This window comes from Amycolatopsis sp. MtRt-6, assembly GCF_017308975.1.
Taxonomy (GTDB): Bacteria; Actinomycetota; Actinomycetes; order Mycobacteriales; family Pseudonocardiaceae; genus Amycolatopsis.
On sequence record NZ_JADWPD010000005.1, the window covers coordinates 58,008 to 72,334 of the forward strand.

At 71.3% G+C, this 14,327-nt stretch carries 11 protein-coding genes; 7 read left to right on the forward strand and 4 right to left on the reverse strand.

Annotation, left to right across the window (positions count from 1 at the left end; genetic code table 11):
* Positions 1 to 29 precede the first annotated feature (29 nt).
* Both I4Q55_RS10890 and I4Q55_RS10895 read left to right on the forward strand, forming a co-directional pair.
* Complete coding sequence (locus I4Q55_RS10890) at positions 30 to 1,232, forward strand: MFS transporter (RefSeq protein WP_206786592.1); 1,203 nt, start codon at positions 30 to 32, stop codon at positions 1,230 to 1,232.
* A gap of 10 nt (positions 1,233 to 1,242) precedes the next feature.
* A complete protein-coding gene (locus I4Q55_RS10895; RefSeq protein WP_206786594.1) occupies positions 1,243 to 1,653 on the forward strand; it encodes a secondary thiamine-phosphate synthase enzyme YjbQ in 411 nt (136 codons plus the stop codon).
* On the opposite strand, the gene I4Q55_RS10900 is transcribed toward I4Q55_RS10895, so the two are convergent.
* On the reverse strand, positions 1,591 to 2,583 hold the full coding sequence (locus I4Q55_RS10900; protein WP_206786596.1) for an ABC transporter permease: 993 nt from the start codon (positions 2,581 to 2,583) through the stop codon (positions 1,591 to 1,593). The two genes, I4Q55_RS10895 and I4Q55_RS10900, sit on opposite strands and share 63 nt — an antisense overlap.
* Positions 2,584 to 2,742: 159 nt before the next feature.
* Between I4Q55_RS10900 and I4Q55_RS10905 the strand changes: the two genes are divergently transcribed.
* Positions 2,743 to 3,438, forward strand: a complete 696-nt coding sequence (locus I4Q55_RS10905) for a haloacid dehalogenase-like hydrolase (protein WP_206786598.1) — start codon at positions 2,743 to 2,745, stop codon at positions 3,436 to 3,438.
* Between the two features lie 111 nt (positions 3,439 to 3,549).
* Positions 3,550 to 5,667 carry a bifunctional lysylphosphatidylglycerol flippase/synthetase MprF gene (locus tag I4Q55_RS10910; RefSeq protein ID WP_242545740.1) on the forward strand — a complete coding sequence of 706 codons (2,118 nt, stop codon included), beginning with the start codon at positions 3,550 to 3,552 and terminating at the stop codon, positions 5,665 to 5,667.
* Positions 5,668 to 5,704: 37 nt separating this feature from the next.
* Here the strand turns inward: I4Q55_RS10910 and I4Q55_RS10915 are convergent, their stop codons facing one another.
* On the reverse strand, positions 5,705 to 6,379 hold the full coding sequence (locus tag I4Q55_RS10915; RefSeq protein ID WP_206786599.1) for a hypothetical protein: 675 nt from the start codon (positions 6,377 to 6,379) through the stop codon (positions 5,705 to 5,707).
* Between the two features lie 74 nt (positions 6,380 to 6,453).
* On the opposite strand from I4Q55_RS10915, the gene I4Q55_RS10920 reads away from it, so the two are divergent.
* Complete coding sequence (locus I4Q55_RS10920) at positions 6,454 to 6,924, forward strand: DUF4231 domain-containing protein (protein WP_206786601.1); 471 nt, start codon at positions 6,454 to 6,456, stop codon at positions 6,922 to 6,924.
* Positions 6,921 to 10,901 (forward strand): NACHT domain-containing protein, encoded by a 3,981-nt coding sequence (locus I4Q55_RS10925; RefSeq protein WP_206786612.1) that lies wholly within the window; start codon positions 6,921 to 6,923, stop codon positions 10,899 to 10,901. The genes I4Q55_RS10920 and I4Q55_RS10925 overlap by 4 nt, the downstream gene beginning before the upstream one ends.
* Here the strand turns inward: I4Q55_RS10925 and I4Q55_RS10930 are convergent.
* Positions 10,898 to 11,794, reverse strand: a complete 897-nt coding sequence (locus I4Q55_RS10930; protein WP_206786614.1) for a hypothetical protein — start codon at positions 11,792 to 11,794, stop codon at positions 10,898 to 10,900. The two genes, I4Q55_RS10925 and I4Q55_RS10930, sit on opposite strands and share 4 nt — an antisense overlap.
* Entirely contained in the window at positions 11,794 to 13,542 is a 1,749-nt protein-coding gene (locus I4Q55_RS10935) for a proline--tRNA ligase (RefSeq protein ID WP_206786631.1), read from the reverse strand. Before I4Q55_RS10935 ends, I4Q55_RS10930 begins: the two co-directional genes overlap by 1 nt.
* Positions 13,543 to 13,665: 123 nt before the next feature.
* Here I4Q55_RS10935 and I4Q55_RS10940 point away from each other — a divergent pair, with 123 nt between their 5' ends.
* Complete coding sequence (locus I4Q55_RS10940) at positions 13,666 to 14,019, forward strand: VOC family protein (protein ID WP_206786633.1); 354 nt, start codon at positions 13,666 to 13,668, stop codon at positions 14,017 to 14,019.
* Positions 14,020 to 14,327 lie beyond the last annotated feature (308 nt).

Sequence of the window (14,327 nt, forward strand, 5' to 3'; positions counted from 1 at the left end):
ACGTTCGAAAAGTCACCTGGGGGTGCGTTGTGAAACGACCGGTCTTTCTGGTCTGCCTGGCCGTGTTCGGCCTGATGGCGGGCCAGCAGCTGCTCAACCCGATCCTGCCGCCGCTGGCCCGCGAGTTCGGGTTCAGCGAGTTCGCGCTGGGTGCCGTATGGGCCGTCGGCGGCGCGGGCGTCGTGCTGGCCAGCCCGTTCTGGGGCCGCCGGACCGCGCGCTGGGGGCACCGGCCGGTGCTGCTGGTCTCGCTGTTCGGCGCCATGGCGAGCCTGGTCGCGTTCGCCTTCGTCGCCCAGCTCGGCCTGGCGAAGGCCCTCGCCGTGCCGGTGCTGTTCGCGGCGGTGCTGCTCACCCGCGGCGTCCTGTTCGGCCTGGCCTGGGCCGCGACCCCGGTGACCGCCCAGTCCTACATCGCCGATGTCACCGACGGCCCGGCCGAGCGGGTGCGGGGTATGGCGGTGTTCGGCGCGGCCCAGGGCCTCGCGCTCGCCGCCGGCCCCGCGCTCGGCGGGCTGCTGAGCCTCACCGGGAACCTGCTCGTCCCGGTCTACGCCGCCCCGGTCGTCCTGGCCGGGATCGCCGTCGCGATCACGTTCGCGCTGCCGAAGCCGCCGAAGCGCGAGGCCGGGCCGGAGACGGTGCGGGTCAGCCCGCTCGACCGGCGCTTCCGGCCGTTCCTGATTCTCGGCTTCGGCCTGTACCTCGCGCTGGCGATCGTCCTCATGACCATCGGCTTCCTGGTGCAGGACCGGCTGCACCTGACCGGCCAGGACACCGGCCGCGTCACCAGCCTGGTCATGCTGGCCGGCGCCGGGATGATCATCCTCGTCCAGGTGGCCGCCGTCCCGCGGCTGGACTGGCCGCCGCTGCGGCTGGTCCGGGTGGGCGCGGTCGTCATGACCGGCGGAATGCTCCTGGTGGCCGCCGGCTCGGACGGCCTGCTGCTCGGCGCCGGGGTGGGCGTGCTCGGCGCCGGGATGGGGTTCGCGACGCCGGGGTTCATGTCCGCGCCGACGTTGCTCGCCACCCGCGAGGAGCAGGGCGCCGTCGCCGGGCTCATGGGGGCGGGCAGCGCGCTGGCGTTCATGGCCGGGCCGCTGCTGGGGACCGGCCTGTACGAGATCGCTCCCGTCGTCCCCTACCTCGCCGGCGCGGTGCTCCTCGCGGTGCTGACCGCGTTCGCGTTCACCACCACCGGCGAACCCGCGAAGGAGCCGGTGGCTCCCTAGGCTGGGCGGCATGTACTCCACCGAGATCGAGGTCCGCACCGGCTCCGAAGCCGTCGTCCACGACCTCACCCGCGAAGCCGAGGCCTTCCTGCGCGACGCCGACGCGGCCGACGGGCTGCTGCACGTCTGGGTCCCGCACGCCACCGCCGGGCTGGCCGTCCTGGAAACCGGCGCCGGCAGCGACGAAGACCTGCTGACCGCGCTCGACGAGCTGCTCCCCCGGGACGGCCGCTGGCGGCACCGGCACGGGAGCCCGGGTCACGGCCGTGACCACGTGCTCCCGGCGCTGGTGCCGCCCTACGCGACGATCCCGGTGCTCGGCGGCGTGCTGGCGCTGGGCACCTGGCAGTCGATCTGCCTAGTGGACACCAACCTCGACAACCCCGTTCGCAAGGTGCGCTTCAGTCTCCTGGCGGGCTGACCGGCCCGGCCACAGCGTCACCAGCAGGCCGGCGGCCAGCAGCGCGCCGAGCACCCACAGCGCGGTCGTCACGTCGGGCGCGCCCGGCACGCCCTGCAGCAGGCTCCGCAGACCTTCGGCCGAGAACCGGAACGGCGTCCACGACCACAGCAGCGCGCGGTAGGCCGGGTTCAGCAGCTCCGGCACCTGCCCGGCCACCGCGGGCGCGACCAGGTACAGCGGCGCGAGGACGGCCATCGCGCGCAGGCCCAGCAGCCGCAGCAGCCCGGCCTGCAGCGCCGCGAACGCCGTCGCGGCGAGGAAGACGAAGCCGAGGACGTCCGCGGTCAGCGGCAGCGACGCGTCCCACAGCGCGAAGAACCCGGCCACGACTGCCGTGATCAGCACGCCGGCGCCGATGACCTGCAGGAACCGCGCGCCGGCGCCGACCGTGCGACCGGTCCGCTTCGCGAGCTGGGTCAGCGCGAGCCCGGCGACGAGCGCGCCGATCCACGCCAGCGCGCTCGCGGCCAGTGGCGCGACCCGGCCCGCGAGCCCGGCCGGGTGCAGGACCTCCTGCTTCGGCGGGCCCGCCAGCGCGGTCGCCGCGCCGGTGAGCGCCTGCTGCGCGACCTGGGTGCCCGCCGGGTTGACCGCCCCCGACGTCACCACGGTCGCGACCGGCCCCGGCGCGAGCTCCAGCACGCCGTAGACCTTCTTGTCTTCCAGCAGCTGCCGCGCTTCGGCCGGGGTCGCGACCGTCCAGGCGAGCTGGCCGCCGCCGTGGCCGGCGACGCGCTGCGCGATCTCCGGCGGCGCGGCGACGGCGACCGGGACGCCGTCCGGCGCGATGGTGGCCTGCGCGCCGAAGGTGAGGAATCCGAGCACCACCGCCACCAGCGCGCCGGCCAGGGCGGCGACCAGGGCGAGCGCCCCTGCGGGACGGGTCATCACTGCCTCCAGTTATTCGTCACTTGTTGAATTACGCCTCAAGGTACGACCCCGCCGCCGAAAAGTCAACGTGCGTTGAATAACTGTCCCGGTAGCCTCGGACACATGGGAAAAGCTGGGCGCGAAGCGCCTCCGTTGAGGGTGGCGGCGGGGGCATGGATGGAGAAGAAGCGGCTGGTGCTCTGGGACATCGACCACACGCTCGTGGACTTCGCCGAGTTGGGCGCCGCCTGGTACGGGACGGCGTTCACCGTCGCGACCGGCGCGACCCTGCGCGTGCACCCGGTGTTCGGGGGCCGCACGGAACGCGCGACGACGACCGACCTGCTCACCGCGAACGGCTTCGAGGCCGCCGAGGAGACGATCCAGGCGCTGTTCCAGGCCCTGGTGGCGGAGTCGGAACGCCACCGGCACACCTTCGCCGAGACGGCTCGCGCGCTGCCGGGCGCGGCCGAGGCGCTGGCCGCGTTCGCCGGCGGCGGCGACGTCGTCCAGACGCTCGTCACCGGCAACCTGCCGGAGATCTCGCGGCACAAGCTCGCCCCGTTCGGCCTGGACGAGCACCTCGACCTCGAGATCGGCGGCTACGGCACGCTGTCGGTGCACCGCCCGGACCTGGTCCCCCACGCGGTCGGCCTGGCGGCGGCCAAGCACGGCACCGAGTTCGGCGCCGACGCGGTGGTCGTCATCGGCGACACCCCCAACGACGTCAAGGCGGCGGTGGACAACGGCGCGGTCTCCGTCGCCGTGGCCACCGGGCACTTCTCCGCCGAGGAACTGCGGGCGGCCGGCGCGCACACCGTATTGCCGGACCTGGCCGACACGGACGCGGTCCGCCGGGCGGTTTTCGGCTGAAAGTCGTCCTTGGGAGGGGGAAACCCTCAGCCGAAAGAACGACACCCCTAGGGGAAATCTCGTTCCCTTGCCCGATGTTGCCCGCGCGGGGAACTCGACAGACTCTTCTTCATGACTGAAGCAGTGGCGGCGGCCAAGCCCGCCGGAGGGGGACGCATCCGAGGCACGGTTGCCGTGCTCGCACGGCGGCTGCCGTTCACCAGCGGCGTCACGCTCGCCATGCTGGTGCTGGCCGTCGCGACCGGGGCGCTGTGGAACGCGGCCGAAGACCGCGCGGTCTACCCGTTCGTCGCCTACGGGCTGCCGTCGCTGGAGGCGGGCCGGTGGTGGACCATGTTCACCGGGCCGTTCTTCGCCGTCATCCCGTGGTATTACCTCCCGATGGTCGGCAGCTTCGCGCTCTTCGCCGGCTTCGCCGAGTGGAAGCTGGGAACGCGGCGCGCGATGGCCGTGACCATCGGCGGCCAGATCGTCTCGGTGCTCGTCGCGACCCAGTTCCTCGCGCTGTGCCGCAACTCCGGCTGGCTGTGGGCCGAGCGGGTCGCGGGCAGCCTCGACGTCGGGTTCTCCGGCGGCGCGCTCGCCGCGGTGGCGGTCGCCAGCGCGACGCTGCGGCCGCCGTGGGCGCTGCGCCTGCGGGCCGGGCTGTGCGTGTACGCCGGCGTCGCGATCGTCTACGTCGGCACGCTGGCCGACCTCGTGCACTTCTTCGCGCTGCTGCTGGCCCTTCCGCTCGGCAAGCGCCTGGTGGGCACGCGGCGGGCGGCCGGGCAGACGGCCCCGAACCTGCGGGAGTGGCGGGTGCTGGCCGTGGCCGGGCTGCTGCTGCTCACCATCGCCGAGATCGTCATGTTCCTGGTGCCCGGCGACGGCCCGTTCGGTTCCGACGACGGCGTTTCGCTGACGGCGCCGGAACTCGGCATCCTGGTCCTGCTGGTGCTGCCGATGATCAACGGGCTGCGCAAGGGCGGCCGCGTCGCGTGGCGCTGGGCCGTCGCGCTCTCGGCGTTCGTGACGCTGCAGGGTCTGGCCGTCGCGACGGCGCTGGGCGTGGCCGACATCTTCGGCGGCGAGTACGACGTCGCCGGCCTGCCGCTGTTCTTCGTGGACAATCTCTTGTGGACGGTCGAGCTGGGCGTGCTGATCGCCGCGCGGCACGCTTTCCGGGTGCCGTCGCGCCGCCGGCTGCGCCGCCACGCGCAGGGCCCGGGGCCAGCGCTGGCCCGCACCCTGCTGGGCCGTCACGGCGGCAGCACGCTGTCGTGGATGACGACTTGGCCGCGTAACACGTACTTCGTCCGCGAAGACGGCCGGTCGTACCTGGCCTACCGCCGCCACGCGGGGGTCGCGGTCGCCCTGGGCGACCCGATCGCACCGGACGGCACCGCGGCGGCCACGGTCACCGAGTTCGCCGCGATGTGCGAGAACTCCGGCCTGGTGCCGTGCGTGTTCTCGGCGACGGAAGCCACCGTCGCGGCCACGCGCGAGCTGGGCTGGCAGCACGTCCAGGTCGCCGAGGACAACGTGCTCGACCTCGACGGCCTCGAGTTCCGCGGCAAGGCGTGGCAGGACGTCCGGACGGCGCTGAACAAGGCGGCCAAGCAGGACATCGAGTTCCGGCTCGTGCGCTTGGCCGACCAGCCCGAGCCGATCCTGGCGCAGGTCCGGGCGCTGTCGGAGGAGTGGATGTCCGACAAGGCCATGCCGGAGATGGGCTTCACGCTGGGCGGCGTCGACGAGGCCATGGACCCGGCCACCCGGGTCGGGTTGGCGGTCGACGCGGAGGGCACGGTCCACGGCGTGACGTCGTGGCTCCCGGTCCACACGGGTGCCGGCAAGGTCGGCGGCTGGACCCTGGACATCATGCGCCGCAGCGCCCACGGCTTCCGCCCGGTGATGGAGTTCCTCATCGCCTCGGCCTGCCTGGCGTTCCGAGAGGAAGGTGCCCGGTTCGTGTCACTGTCGGGCGCTCCCCTGGCCCGCAGCGGCAACGGTTTCCCGGCGCGGCCGGTCGACCGGGCGCTGGAGTCACTGGGCCGCGTGATGGAGCCGTACTACGGATTCCGTTCCCTGCACGCGTTCAAGGCCAAGTTCCAGCCGCGCCACGTCCCGCTGTACCTGGCTTTCCGCGACGAGGCCGACCTCCCGCGCATCGGGCTGGCCCTGAGCCGCGCCTACCTGCCGGACGTCCGCCTGCGCGAGCTGGCCAAGCTGGTCCGCACCCGCTGACCCCTTGCGGCGAGCGGGCTCCCGGCCCGCTCGCCGATCAGTAACTCTCGGGCACGCTGATCCGCTGCGGAAACCGGATCTTCCGCCGGGTCACCACGTTCTGCTCCTTCGGGATCAACCGCCCGTCGGTGAGCCGCAGCCAGTGGCTGTTCCGCGAGTCGGTGAAGGCGAGCATCACCCCGGGTGTCATGTCCGGGCGCTGCCACTCCTCGCGGATCGGCATCCGCCACTTGCCGGGCGGCAGGATGGCGTAGAGGTACTCGTCGTCCTCGATGTCCGGCCCGCGGTGCAGCGTCGACCCGGTCATCGGCAGGTTGTGCACCAGATCGAAAGACACGACGACGTGGTTGACCGCTTCGGCGTTCGCGTTGGAGACGACCATGTAGCCCTGGCCACCGGCGTACTCGATCCACGCGGTGACCTTCGCGGCCTGCTCCTGCCGTTCACGCAGGTCCCGCTCCCGCCGGTCTTCGCGCGCGAGACGGCCGTCGCGGATGGCGATCCACAACGCCACCACGACGGCCGCGATCGTGCCGATGCCCCCGACCCACTGGCCGGACGCACCCCACCAGTCCGGGTCCCGCGGTTCGACGAGCCAGATCCAGGCCTTGGCCAGCAACGGTCCGAAGAGGAGAAGCACGCCGGCGACGGCCAGCACCCCGAACGCGACGGCCCGGATCCGGCCGAGCCGTCTGTCTGCATCACCGCTCATGCCCGGCAGCCTGCCGAATCCGCGTGCCCAGCGGAAGCAGAAGCGGCAAAACGCCCGGTGCTACATTCGACGTCGTGTCCGAAGAGCCCAACGGCGAGCTTGCCTTTCTGCGCTCCGAACTCGATCAGCAGCTGCGGCGGTACTCGACGCGCCGCAAGCGCGACAAGCGCAAGGCGTTTGCGCTGCGGCTTTCGACGGTTCTGCTGTCCGCCACCATCAGCGTCCTGCTCGGGCTGCGGAACCTCGACGGCTACGCCGATCTGTTCGCGAACATCGCGCTCGCGCTGGGCGCGCTGATCACCGTACTCGCCGCGGCGGACGCCTTCTTCTCCCACCGTGAGCTGTGGATACTCCGGACGCAAACCGTCCGCGACCTCGAGAACATTTCCCGGGACCTGCGGTACAGCATGAGCAAAGACCTTTCGCCGGACGCGCTCAAGCAGGACGTCGAGCGCATCTACGGCGAGCTGAACCGGGCCATCGAGCGCGACAGCAAGAACTGGGACCGCCTGCGCGCACCTTCCGGCACGGACGCGAAGGAATGACCCGGACGGCGGTCGTCCTCACCGCCCTGCCGGTCGAGTTCACCGCGGTCGCCGACCGGCTGACGGGTGCGCGGTGGCAGACGCACGCCCAGGGCAGCCGGTACCTCGTCGGGACGTCCGGTGCGTGGCGGGTGGCCGTCGCGGAGATCGGCCGTGGCAACGAAGAGGCGAGCTATTCGACGGAACGCGCGCTCCAGCACTTCTCCCCGGAGGCCGCGCTCTTCGTCGGTGTGGCGGGCGGGGTCAAGGACGTCGAGCTCGGCGACGTCGTGTTCGCCACCGAAGTGCACGGCTACGAGTACGGGAAGGAGGTGGCTGACGCCTTCGTCCCGCGTGGTCAGGTCGGCACGGCGTCCTACGACCTCGTGCAGGCCGCCCGGTACCTGCGTCACGAGCTGGCCACCGGGTTCTCCGTCGTGGTCGAGCCGATCGCCGCGGGCGGCAAGGTCGTCGCCGACGCCGAGGCGCCCACCGCCGACGTCATCAAGCGCCACTACAGCCAGGTGGTGGCGACGGAGCAGGAGGGCCTGGGGTTCGTCAAAGCGGCGTCGGCCCGGTCCGGCGTTTCGATCGGCGTCATCCGCGGGATCAGCGACCTGTTGTCCGGCAAGGCGGAATCCGACCGGGCAGGGTGGCAGGACATCGCCGCGGGCCACGCCGCCGAGTTCGCGTTCGCGCTGCTCGACGCGGTCGACCAGACGACCTACACCCTTGAAGACGTCGCCGCCGCCCTGCTGTCGGCGCTGCTGCGGCTGAACCGGTGGGGCTCGCGCGCGGAAATCCCCGCGCTGGGCCGCGATCGGAAGGAGAAGCGGAAGGCGGAGCGGCTGCTCGAGGACCTCGAGGAAGTCCTGCTGGAGCACCTCGAACGAGCCGTTGACGCCTACGCCGTCGACGATGCCGGGTTCTTCGAGCAAGTCGTCACGGGCCTTCAGGCGGTCAGCCACTCCCACGCCGCGAAGGTCGAGGCTTCGACGCTCCGCCCCCTCCTCGGCAACCGAGGCTCACCGGGCGAGGGCTACTTCCGTTCCGACGTCACGGCGTTCCTGGTCGGAGCGTACCTGGGCCTCCCCGACCTGCGCCGCGAGGCGTTGCCCGGGGCGATCGAGCGCGAGGCGGACCTCCCCAAGGCGTTGGAAACGGCCCTCAGCAGCGTCCCGCGGCAGCAACGAGCCCACGACGAGGCCATCGACGCCCAGCTGTCGGCCGCCGCCTACACGACGGACTACCTGCGCGCGGTCAGCAACCACCTCGACACCCTCGAGATCCTCGGCATCGACCTCGCCCGCTCGGTCGAGCGGTACGCGCTGACGCCGGCGTTCGTGGCGCTGTCCGCGGCGAGCGGCCGGTGGGACGACGACCACACGTGGTCTGGTGGCCGCCGCAACGACGTGGTCAACGTCCTCGCCTCGGCCGACCACCACGTGGTGATCGGCGAGGCGGGTTCGGGCAAGACGACGCTGCTGCAGTGGATCGCCGTGGCCACCGCCCGGGAACAGCTGCCGCCGAAACTCGGGAAGTGGAAGGGCCGGATCCCGCTCGTCGTGCGGCTCCGGCGGTACGTGGAGCAGCCACTCCCGGAAGTCGAGGCACTCACCGACGAGGTGGCGTCGAACCTCGGCGCCCGGAAGCCGGTCGGCTGGTGCACCGACATCCTCGCCGGCGGCCGGGCGCTCGTGCTGATCGACGGCTTGGACGAGCTCCCGGTCGCCCGCCGCCCCGCGGTGCAGGACTGGCTCAACCGCTTGCGGAACGAATTCCCCGACAGCGTGTTCATCATCAGCGGCCGCCCCGCCGCGCTGCGTCACCCGGGCTTCAAGCTCGAGGAATACGCCATGGCGCAGCTCGAACCGATGGGGCCGGACCAGATCTCGGCTCTGGTGCAGCATTGGCATGTCTCGACGAGCAGTGGCCTGCCGAAGGAGCACCAGGAAGGCCATCGCGCCAAAGGGAAGCTGGTCGCCGAGCACATCTTGCACAGTCCGGTCCTGCTGGACCTGGCCCGCACGCCGCTGCTGTGCGCGGTCCTGTGCGCCCTCACCTACGCGAGAAAGGGCATCGGCAGCCTGCCACGGCGGCGTATCGAACTGTACGAGAACGCGCTCGAAATGCTGGCCGGGCGACGCGACACCGAACGGAACCTCGCGACATCCCCGCTCGGTCCCGAGGAACGGCTCGCACTCCTGGAGGATCTCGCGCAGTGGCTGGTCCGCAACGACCATTCGGAGATCCCCAAGGACAAGGCGCGGAACCACGTCTCGCGAACTCTTCGCTTGCTGCGCCAGGACACCATCACCGCGGACGAGGCCCTCCAGGACCTCGTCGAGCGGTCCATCCTGCGCGAGCCGGCAACGGACGTGCTCGGCTTCGCCCACCGAACGTTCCTGGAGTACCTCGCGGCGCGCTGGATGAGCGGCCAGGGCGACTTCGGCGCGTTGCTGAAGTGGTCCGGCGACCCGTCGTATGCCGGGGTCGTCGCGCTGGCAGTCGGCATGGCCCGGCCCGGCGAAGCCACGAAGCTGCTCGACCATCTGCTGACGAAGGCCGAAAACGCCGCGCACGGAGACCGGGAATACCTGTACAGCCTGGTGATGAACTGCGTCGACGCGTGTCTGCGGGTGGACGAAAGCGTGACGCGCAGGCTGGAGTCGTACCTCGAGTCGCTGGTCCCGCCGCTCAACAGCGACGCGATGCTGAAGCTGGTGGCCGGCGGGGACACCAGCGTGGGCCTGGTCGAACGGTTCCTGGTCGGTGTGGCCGACAATGATCACGCGCTCGAACGCTGTGTCGAGGCGCTGGGCCGGATCGGGACCCCGAAGGCGCTCAAGGTCCTGATCGACCTTCCGGTGGCGCTTCGCCGGTCACTCGCCCAGAGCCTGATCGAGGCTTGGTCGTTCTTCCCGCCCGCGGAGTACGCGGAACAGGTGCTCACGGAGCTTCACGCACCGACCGCGGTGGAATTGCGGGATTTCTCCAGGGTTCCCTTCACTGGAAAGCTCAGCCGCGACTACCTGGTCCACGCCAGTCTGATATCGTCGTCGTGGTGGTCGGACCCGAGTTCGACGGCGAACACGAGGCTGACCGGCCTGTCCGTGATGGGTCGGCTCACCACCGAGGACCTGGTCCCGCTCCTCGACATTCCCGGCTTACAGACACTTTGGGCGGCTGTAGTCGACTCCGCTGTGGGAAACCTTCCGGGGTCTTCCCCTTCGCCCCGGAACTCCAGCCTCACCTCGTTGTTTCTCTTCGTCATCAATTCCGGCGGCGACCGGCTCCCCCTCGACTGTACTTTCTTCCACCGCGTCCCCAACCTGACCGACCTGGAAATAAATGCTTCAGGAGAGATCGAGCTCATCAACCTGGAGGCGCTCAACGCCCTGGACAAGATCGAGAACCTGGAGCTGGCCGGCTTTACGCCGTCGAGCGCACCGGCCGCGGAGCTGTCCCTGCCCCGCCTGCGCTCCCTCAGCATCCCCGAGTGGCCACTGAGCGACCTCAGCGCCTTCGCCGGGTGCCCCCACCTCGAAATTCTCGATGCCCCCGGCTCCGAGCTCGAAAGCCTCCACGGCATCAGCCGCATGACCGGCTTGCGCAGCATCGCGCTGGGCGGCTGCGCCTCACTCACCGACATAAGTGAACTGGCCCCACTGAACGCCCTCGAACACGTCGACCTCGGCGATTGCCCCGCCCTGGACGACAACGCCCTCGACATCGTCGAAAACCTCCCCCGGGAAATCGACCTGAAACTCGCCGGTTCCAGCGTCGACGCGGATCTCCGCAACGCCCCGATGCAAATTCTCACCGAGCACGTCCCGGACGCCTGGCCCGACTCGATCGCCATGCTCGACGACGACATCGACGTGACGCAGGAAGACTTCTTCGTCCGCTCGGTCGTCGGCGCGTCCCCCGCGGAAGACGAATTCACCCACGGCTGGATCGTCGGCGACCTCGAAGCGTACGAAAGCCGTCCGCGCTAGCGGTACGTCGTCGGCGGCGGAGTCGTCGTGCTCCGCTGCGCCTCCGGCACGAACCGGTAGCTGCGCACGATCCGCACCAGGTCGTCCCGCACCGAAGGCCCGCCGCGGTCGCTGTCCGCGTACGCCACCACCACACCCGACGCGCCCGAGCCGTTCCCGAACGCCAGCGCCGCCACCAGCGCGTGCCGGGGCGCGCACTCCCCCGTTTCCGTCGGGACCACCTCGGCGACCACGACCCTGGCCGGGACCGCGGTGCCGTCCGCCTTCGTGATCCGCGCGTCCGCGCCGGCGTCCGGGGTCACGGCGGCGAGCGGGCCGTTGTCCGGGCTGTAGGCGCTCACCGCGAGGTCGGTCACCGCTTTGCGGGCCGCCGCGTCGAGGTCGGGCGGCGGTTGCGTGGTCACTCCCGCGCCGCCGATGGTGTTCTCGCCGCAGAAGTCTTCGCCGAGGAACGCGCTCGTGATCAGCCGGAGGCCCGGGACGGCGGCGGTCTTTTCCCAGCCGTGCAGCGTGGTGGGCGCGGGCACCCAGTTCGCGGGGACGTCGTAGGCGTACGAGCCGTCGCGCCCCGCCACGGACTGCCAGCCCGCGACCACCGCCGGCACCGCCGCGCGCGGCGACGGCGTCACCACCAGCGGCGCGGGCGGCGGCGTCGACGACGCCGGGCGCGGCTTGCCGACGCCCAGCGCGTTCAGCACGCCGGCGACCAGGGCGATGAACACCAGGCCGAACCACGGCGCCCGGCGCCACTTCAGCGGCTTCGGCCGTGGGCGGATCCGCTTCGGCTGCGCGCGCGGCGCGTCCGCGGGTTCGTAACCGCCGAACCCGCGAAGCGCCGCGTTGTCCTCGTACCCCGGCGTCACGTCTTCGGGCCGCCGGGAGAACAGTCCCATCAGGACCGGACGAGCTTGACCAGGTGCTCGACGACGGCGTCGACCGCGATCTCCTCGCGCTCGCCGGACCGCCGGTCCTTGACCTCGACGACGCCGTTGGCCAGGCCGCGCCCGACGACCAGGATGGTCGGGACGCCGACCAGCTCCGCGTCGGCGAACTTGACGCCGGGCGTGGCCTTGCGGTCGTCGAGGATGACCTCGACACCGGCCGCGTCGAGCTCGGCGGCGATCTTCTCGGCGCCGGCCGCGACGGCCTCGTCCTTGCCCGCGATGACGATGTGCACGTCGAACGGCGACACAATACGCGGCCAGATCAGGCCGAGGTCGTCGTGGTTCTGCTCGGCGAGCACGCCGACCAGCCGCGAGACGCCGACGCCGTAGGAGCCCATGGTGATCCGGATCGGCTTCGAGTCGGGGCCGAGCGCGTCGACCTCGAAGGCGTCGGTGTACTTGCGGCCGAGCTGGAAGATGTGCCCGATCTCGATGCCGCGCGCGGCCACGAGGGTGCCGTGCCCGTCCGGCGACGCGTCGCCCTCGCGGACCTCGGCGGCCTCGATGGTGCCGTCCGGGGTGAAGTCGCGGCCGGCCAGCAGGTCGACGACGTGGTGGTCGACCTTGTCGGCCCCGGTGACCCAGGCGGTGCCGGGGACGATCCGCGGGTCGGCGAGGTAGCGGACGCCGTTGTCCTGCAGCGCCTTCGGGCCGATGTAGCCCTTGACGAGGAACGGGTTCTTCGCGAAGTCGGCCTCGTCGAGCAGCGCGACCTCGGCCGGCTCCAGCGACGCTTCGAGGCGCTTCATGTCCACTTCGCGGTCGCCCGGGACGGCGACGCAGACGAGCTCCCACTCGTCCGAGCCCGGCTGCCGCGTCTTGAGCATGACGTTCTTCAGCGTGTCCGCGGCGGTGAAGGTGCGGCCCAGGCCGGCGTTGTTGAGGAAGGCGACGAGCGTCTCGATGGTCGGCGTGTTCGGCGTGTGGTGCACCTGCGCCTCGGGACGGCCCTCAACGGGCTGCGCGGCCGGCGCGGGCGTGACGACGGCTTCGACGTTCGCCGCGTAGCCGGACTCGGTGCTGCGGACGTAGGTGTCTTCGCCGGTCTCGGCGACGGCGAGGAACTCCTCGGACGCCGAGCCGCCCATGGCACCCGACGTCGCCTTGACGACGACGTATTCCAGGCCGAGCCGGTCGAACAGCTTGGTGTAGGCGTCGCGGTGGGCCTGGTAGGAGCGCGCGAGACCGTCGTCGTCGAGGTCGAAGGAGTAGGAGTCCTTCATGACGAACTCGCGGCCGCGCAGGATGCCGGCGCGGGGGCGGGCCTCGTCGCGGTACTTGGTCTGGATCTGGTACAGCGTGACCGGGTAGTCGCGGTACGAGCTGTACTCGCCCTTGACGGTGAGGGCGAAGAGCTCTTCGTGCGTCGGGCCGAGGAGGTAGTCGGCGCCCTTGCGGTCCTTGAGGCGGAAGAGGGCGTCGCCGTACTCGGTCCACCGGCCGGTGGCCTCGTAGGGTTCCTTCGGCAGCAGCGCGGGGAACTGGATTTCCTGCGCGCCGATGGCGTTCATTTCCTCGCGCACGACGGCCTCGATGCGGCGCAGCACGCGCAGGCCGAGCGGCAGCCAGGAGTACCCGCCCGGGGCGACCCGGCGGACGTAGCCGGCACGTACCAGGAGCCGGTGGCTCGGTACTTCGGCGTCCGCCGGATCCTCGCGCAACGTGCGAAGGAACAACGACGAAGTCCTGGTGATCACTGCGGGGCTCCCTGCTCCGGGCGGGTGTGAAAGTCCCGCTCAGGGTAGTCAACCACCCGGCCGTGACTCCAACGGGTTACTCGGCGGCCCGTTTTTGTCGGTGGTGACCGCTAGCGTCGGGCCATGACGATCCAGATGGGCATGATCACGATCGACTGCGCGGACCCGAAGGTCCTCACGCAGTTCTGGACGGCGGCGCTGGGCACAAGGGTGGAGCAGGACTACGGCGAGTTCGTGCTGCTCGCACCGCCGCCCCAGGGTGGGCTGATGGTGGGGCTCCAGCAGGTACCGGAGCCGAGAGCGGGCAAGAACAGGGTCCACATCGACTTCGGGGCAGAGGACCGCGCGGCCGAGGTGAAGCGGCTCGTGGGGTTGGGCGCGAAGGAGGTGGCGGAGCACGAGGTGCCAGGCCTGGCCTGGACGGTACTGACCGACCCGGAGGGCAACGAGTTCTGCGTGTCGGCCGGGGTGCACTGAGCGCGGGCTGACCGGGGGGGTGGGGGTGGGCGGGGGGAGGGAGAGAAGAGCGAGCGCCGGTTCGGTGGTCCGGGAGCGAGTCGAGTGGCTGCTCGCCTACCCCGGCCGCGTCCCGCGCCGTCCGACGCTGCCCTCCGCAAATCCACCCGCCGGCAGGCCGGATCCGCGCCACCCGCCACCGCGAACCCCCCTTGATCGTCCGTTCGGCCCAACCCCCCGCACCCGCCTTTCGGCTACTGGCGACCCGCCAACGCAACCCGCTAGCATCGCCGCGACCAGGAACGGGGGTCCTCGGTGCGGGGTGACCG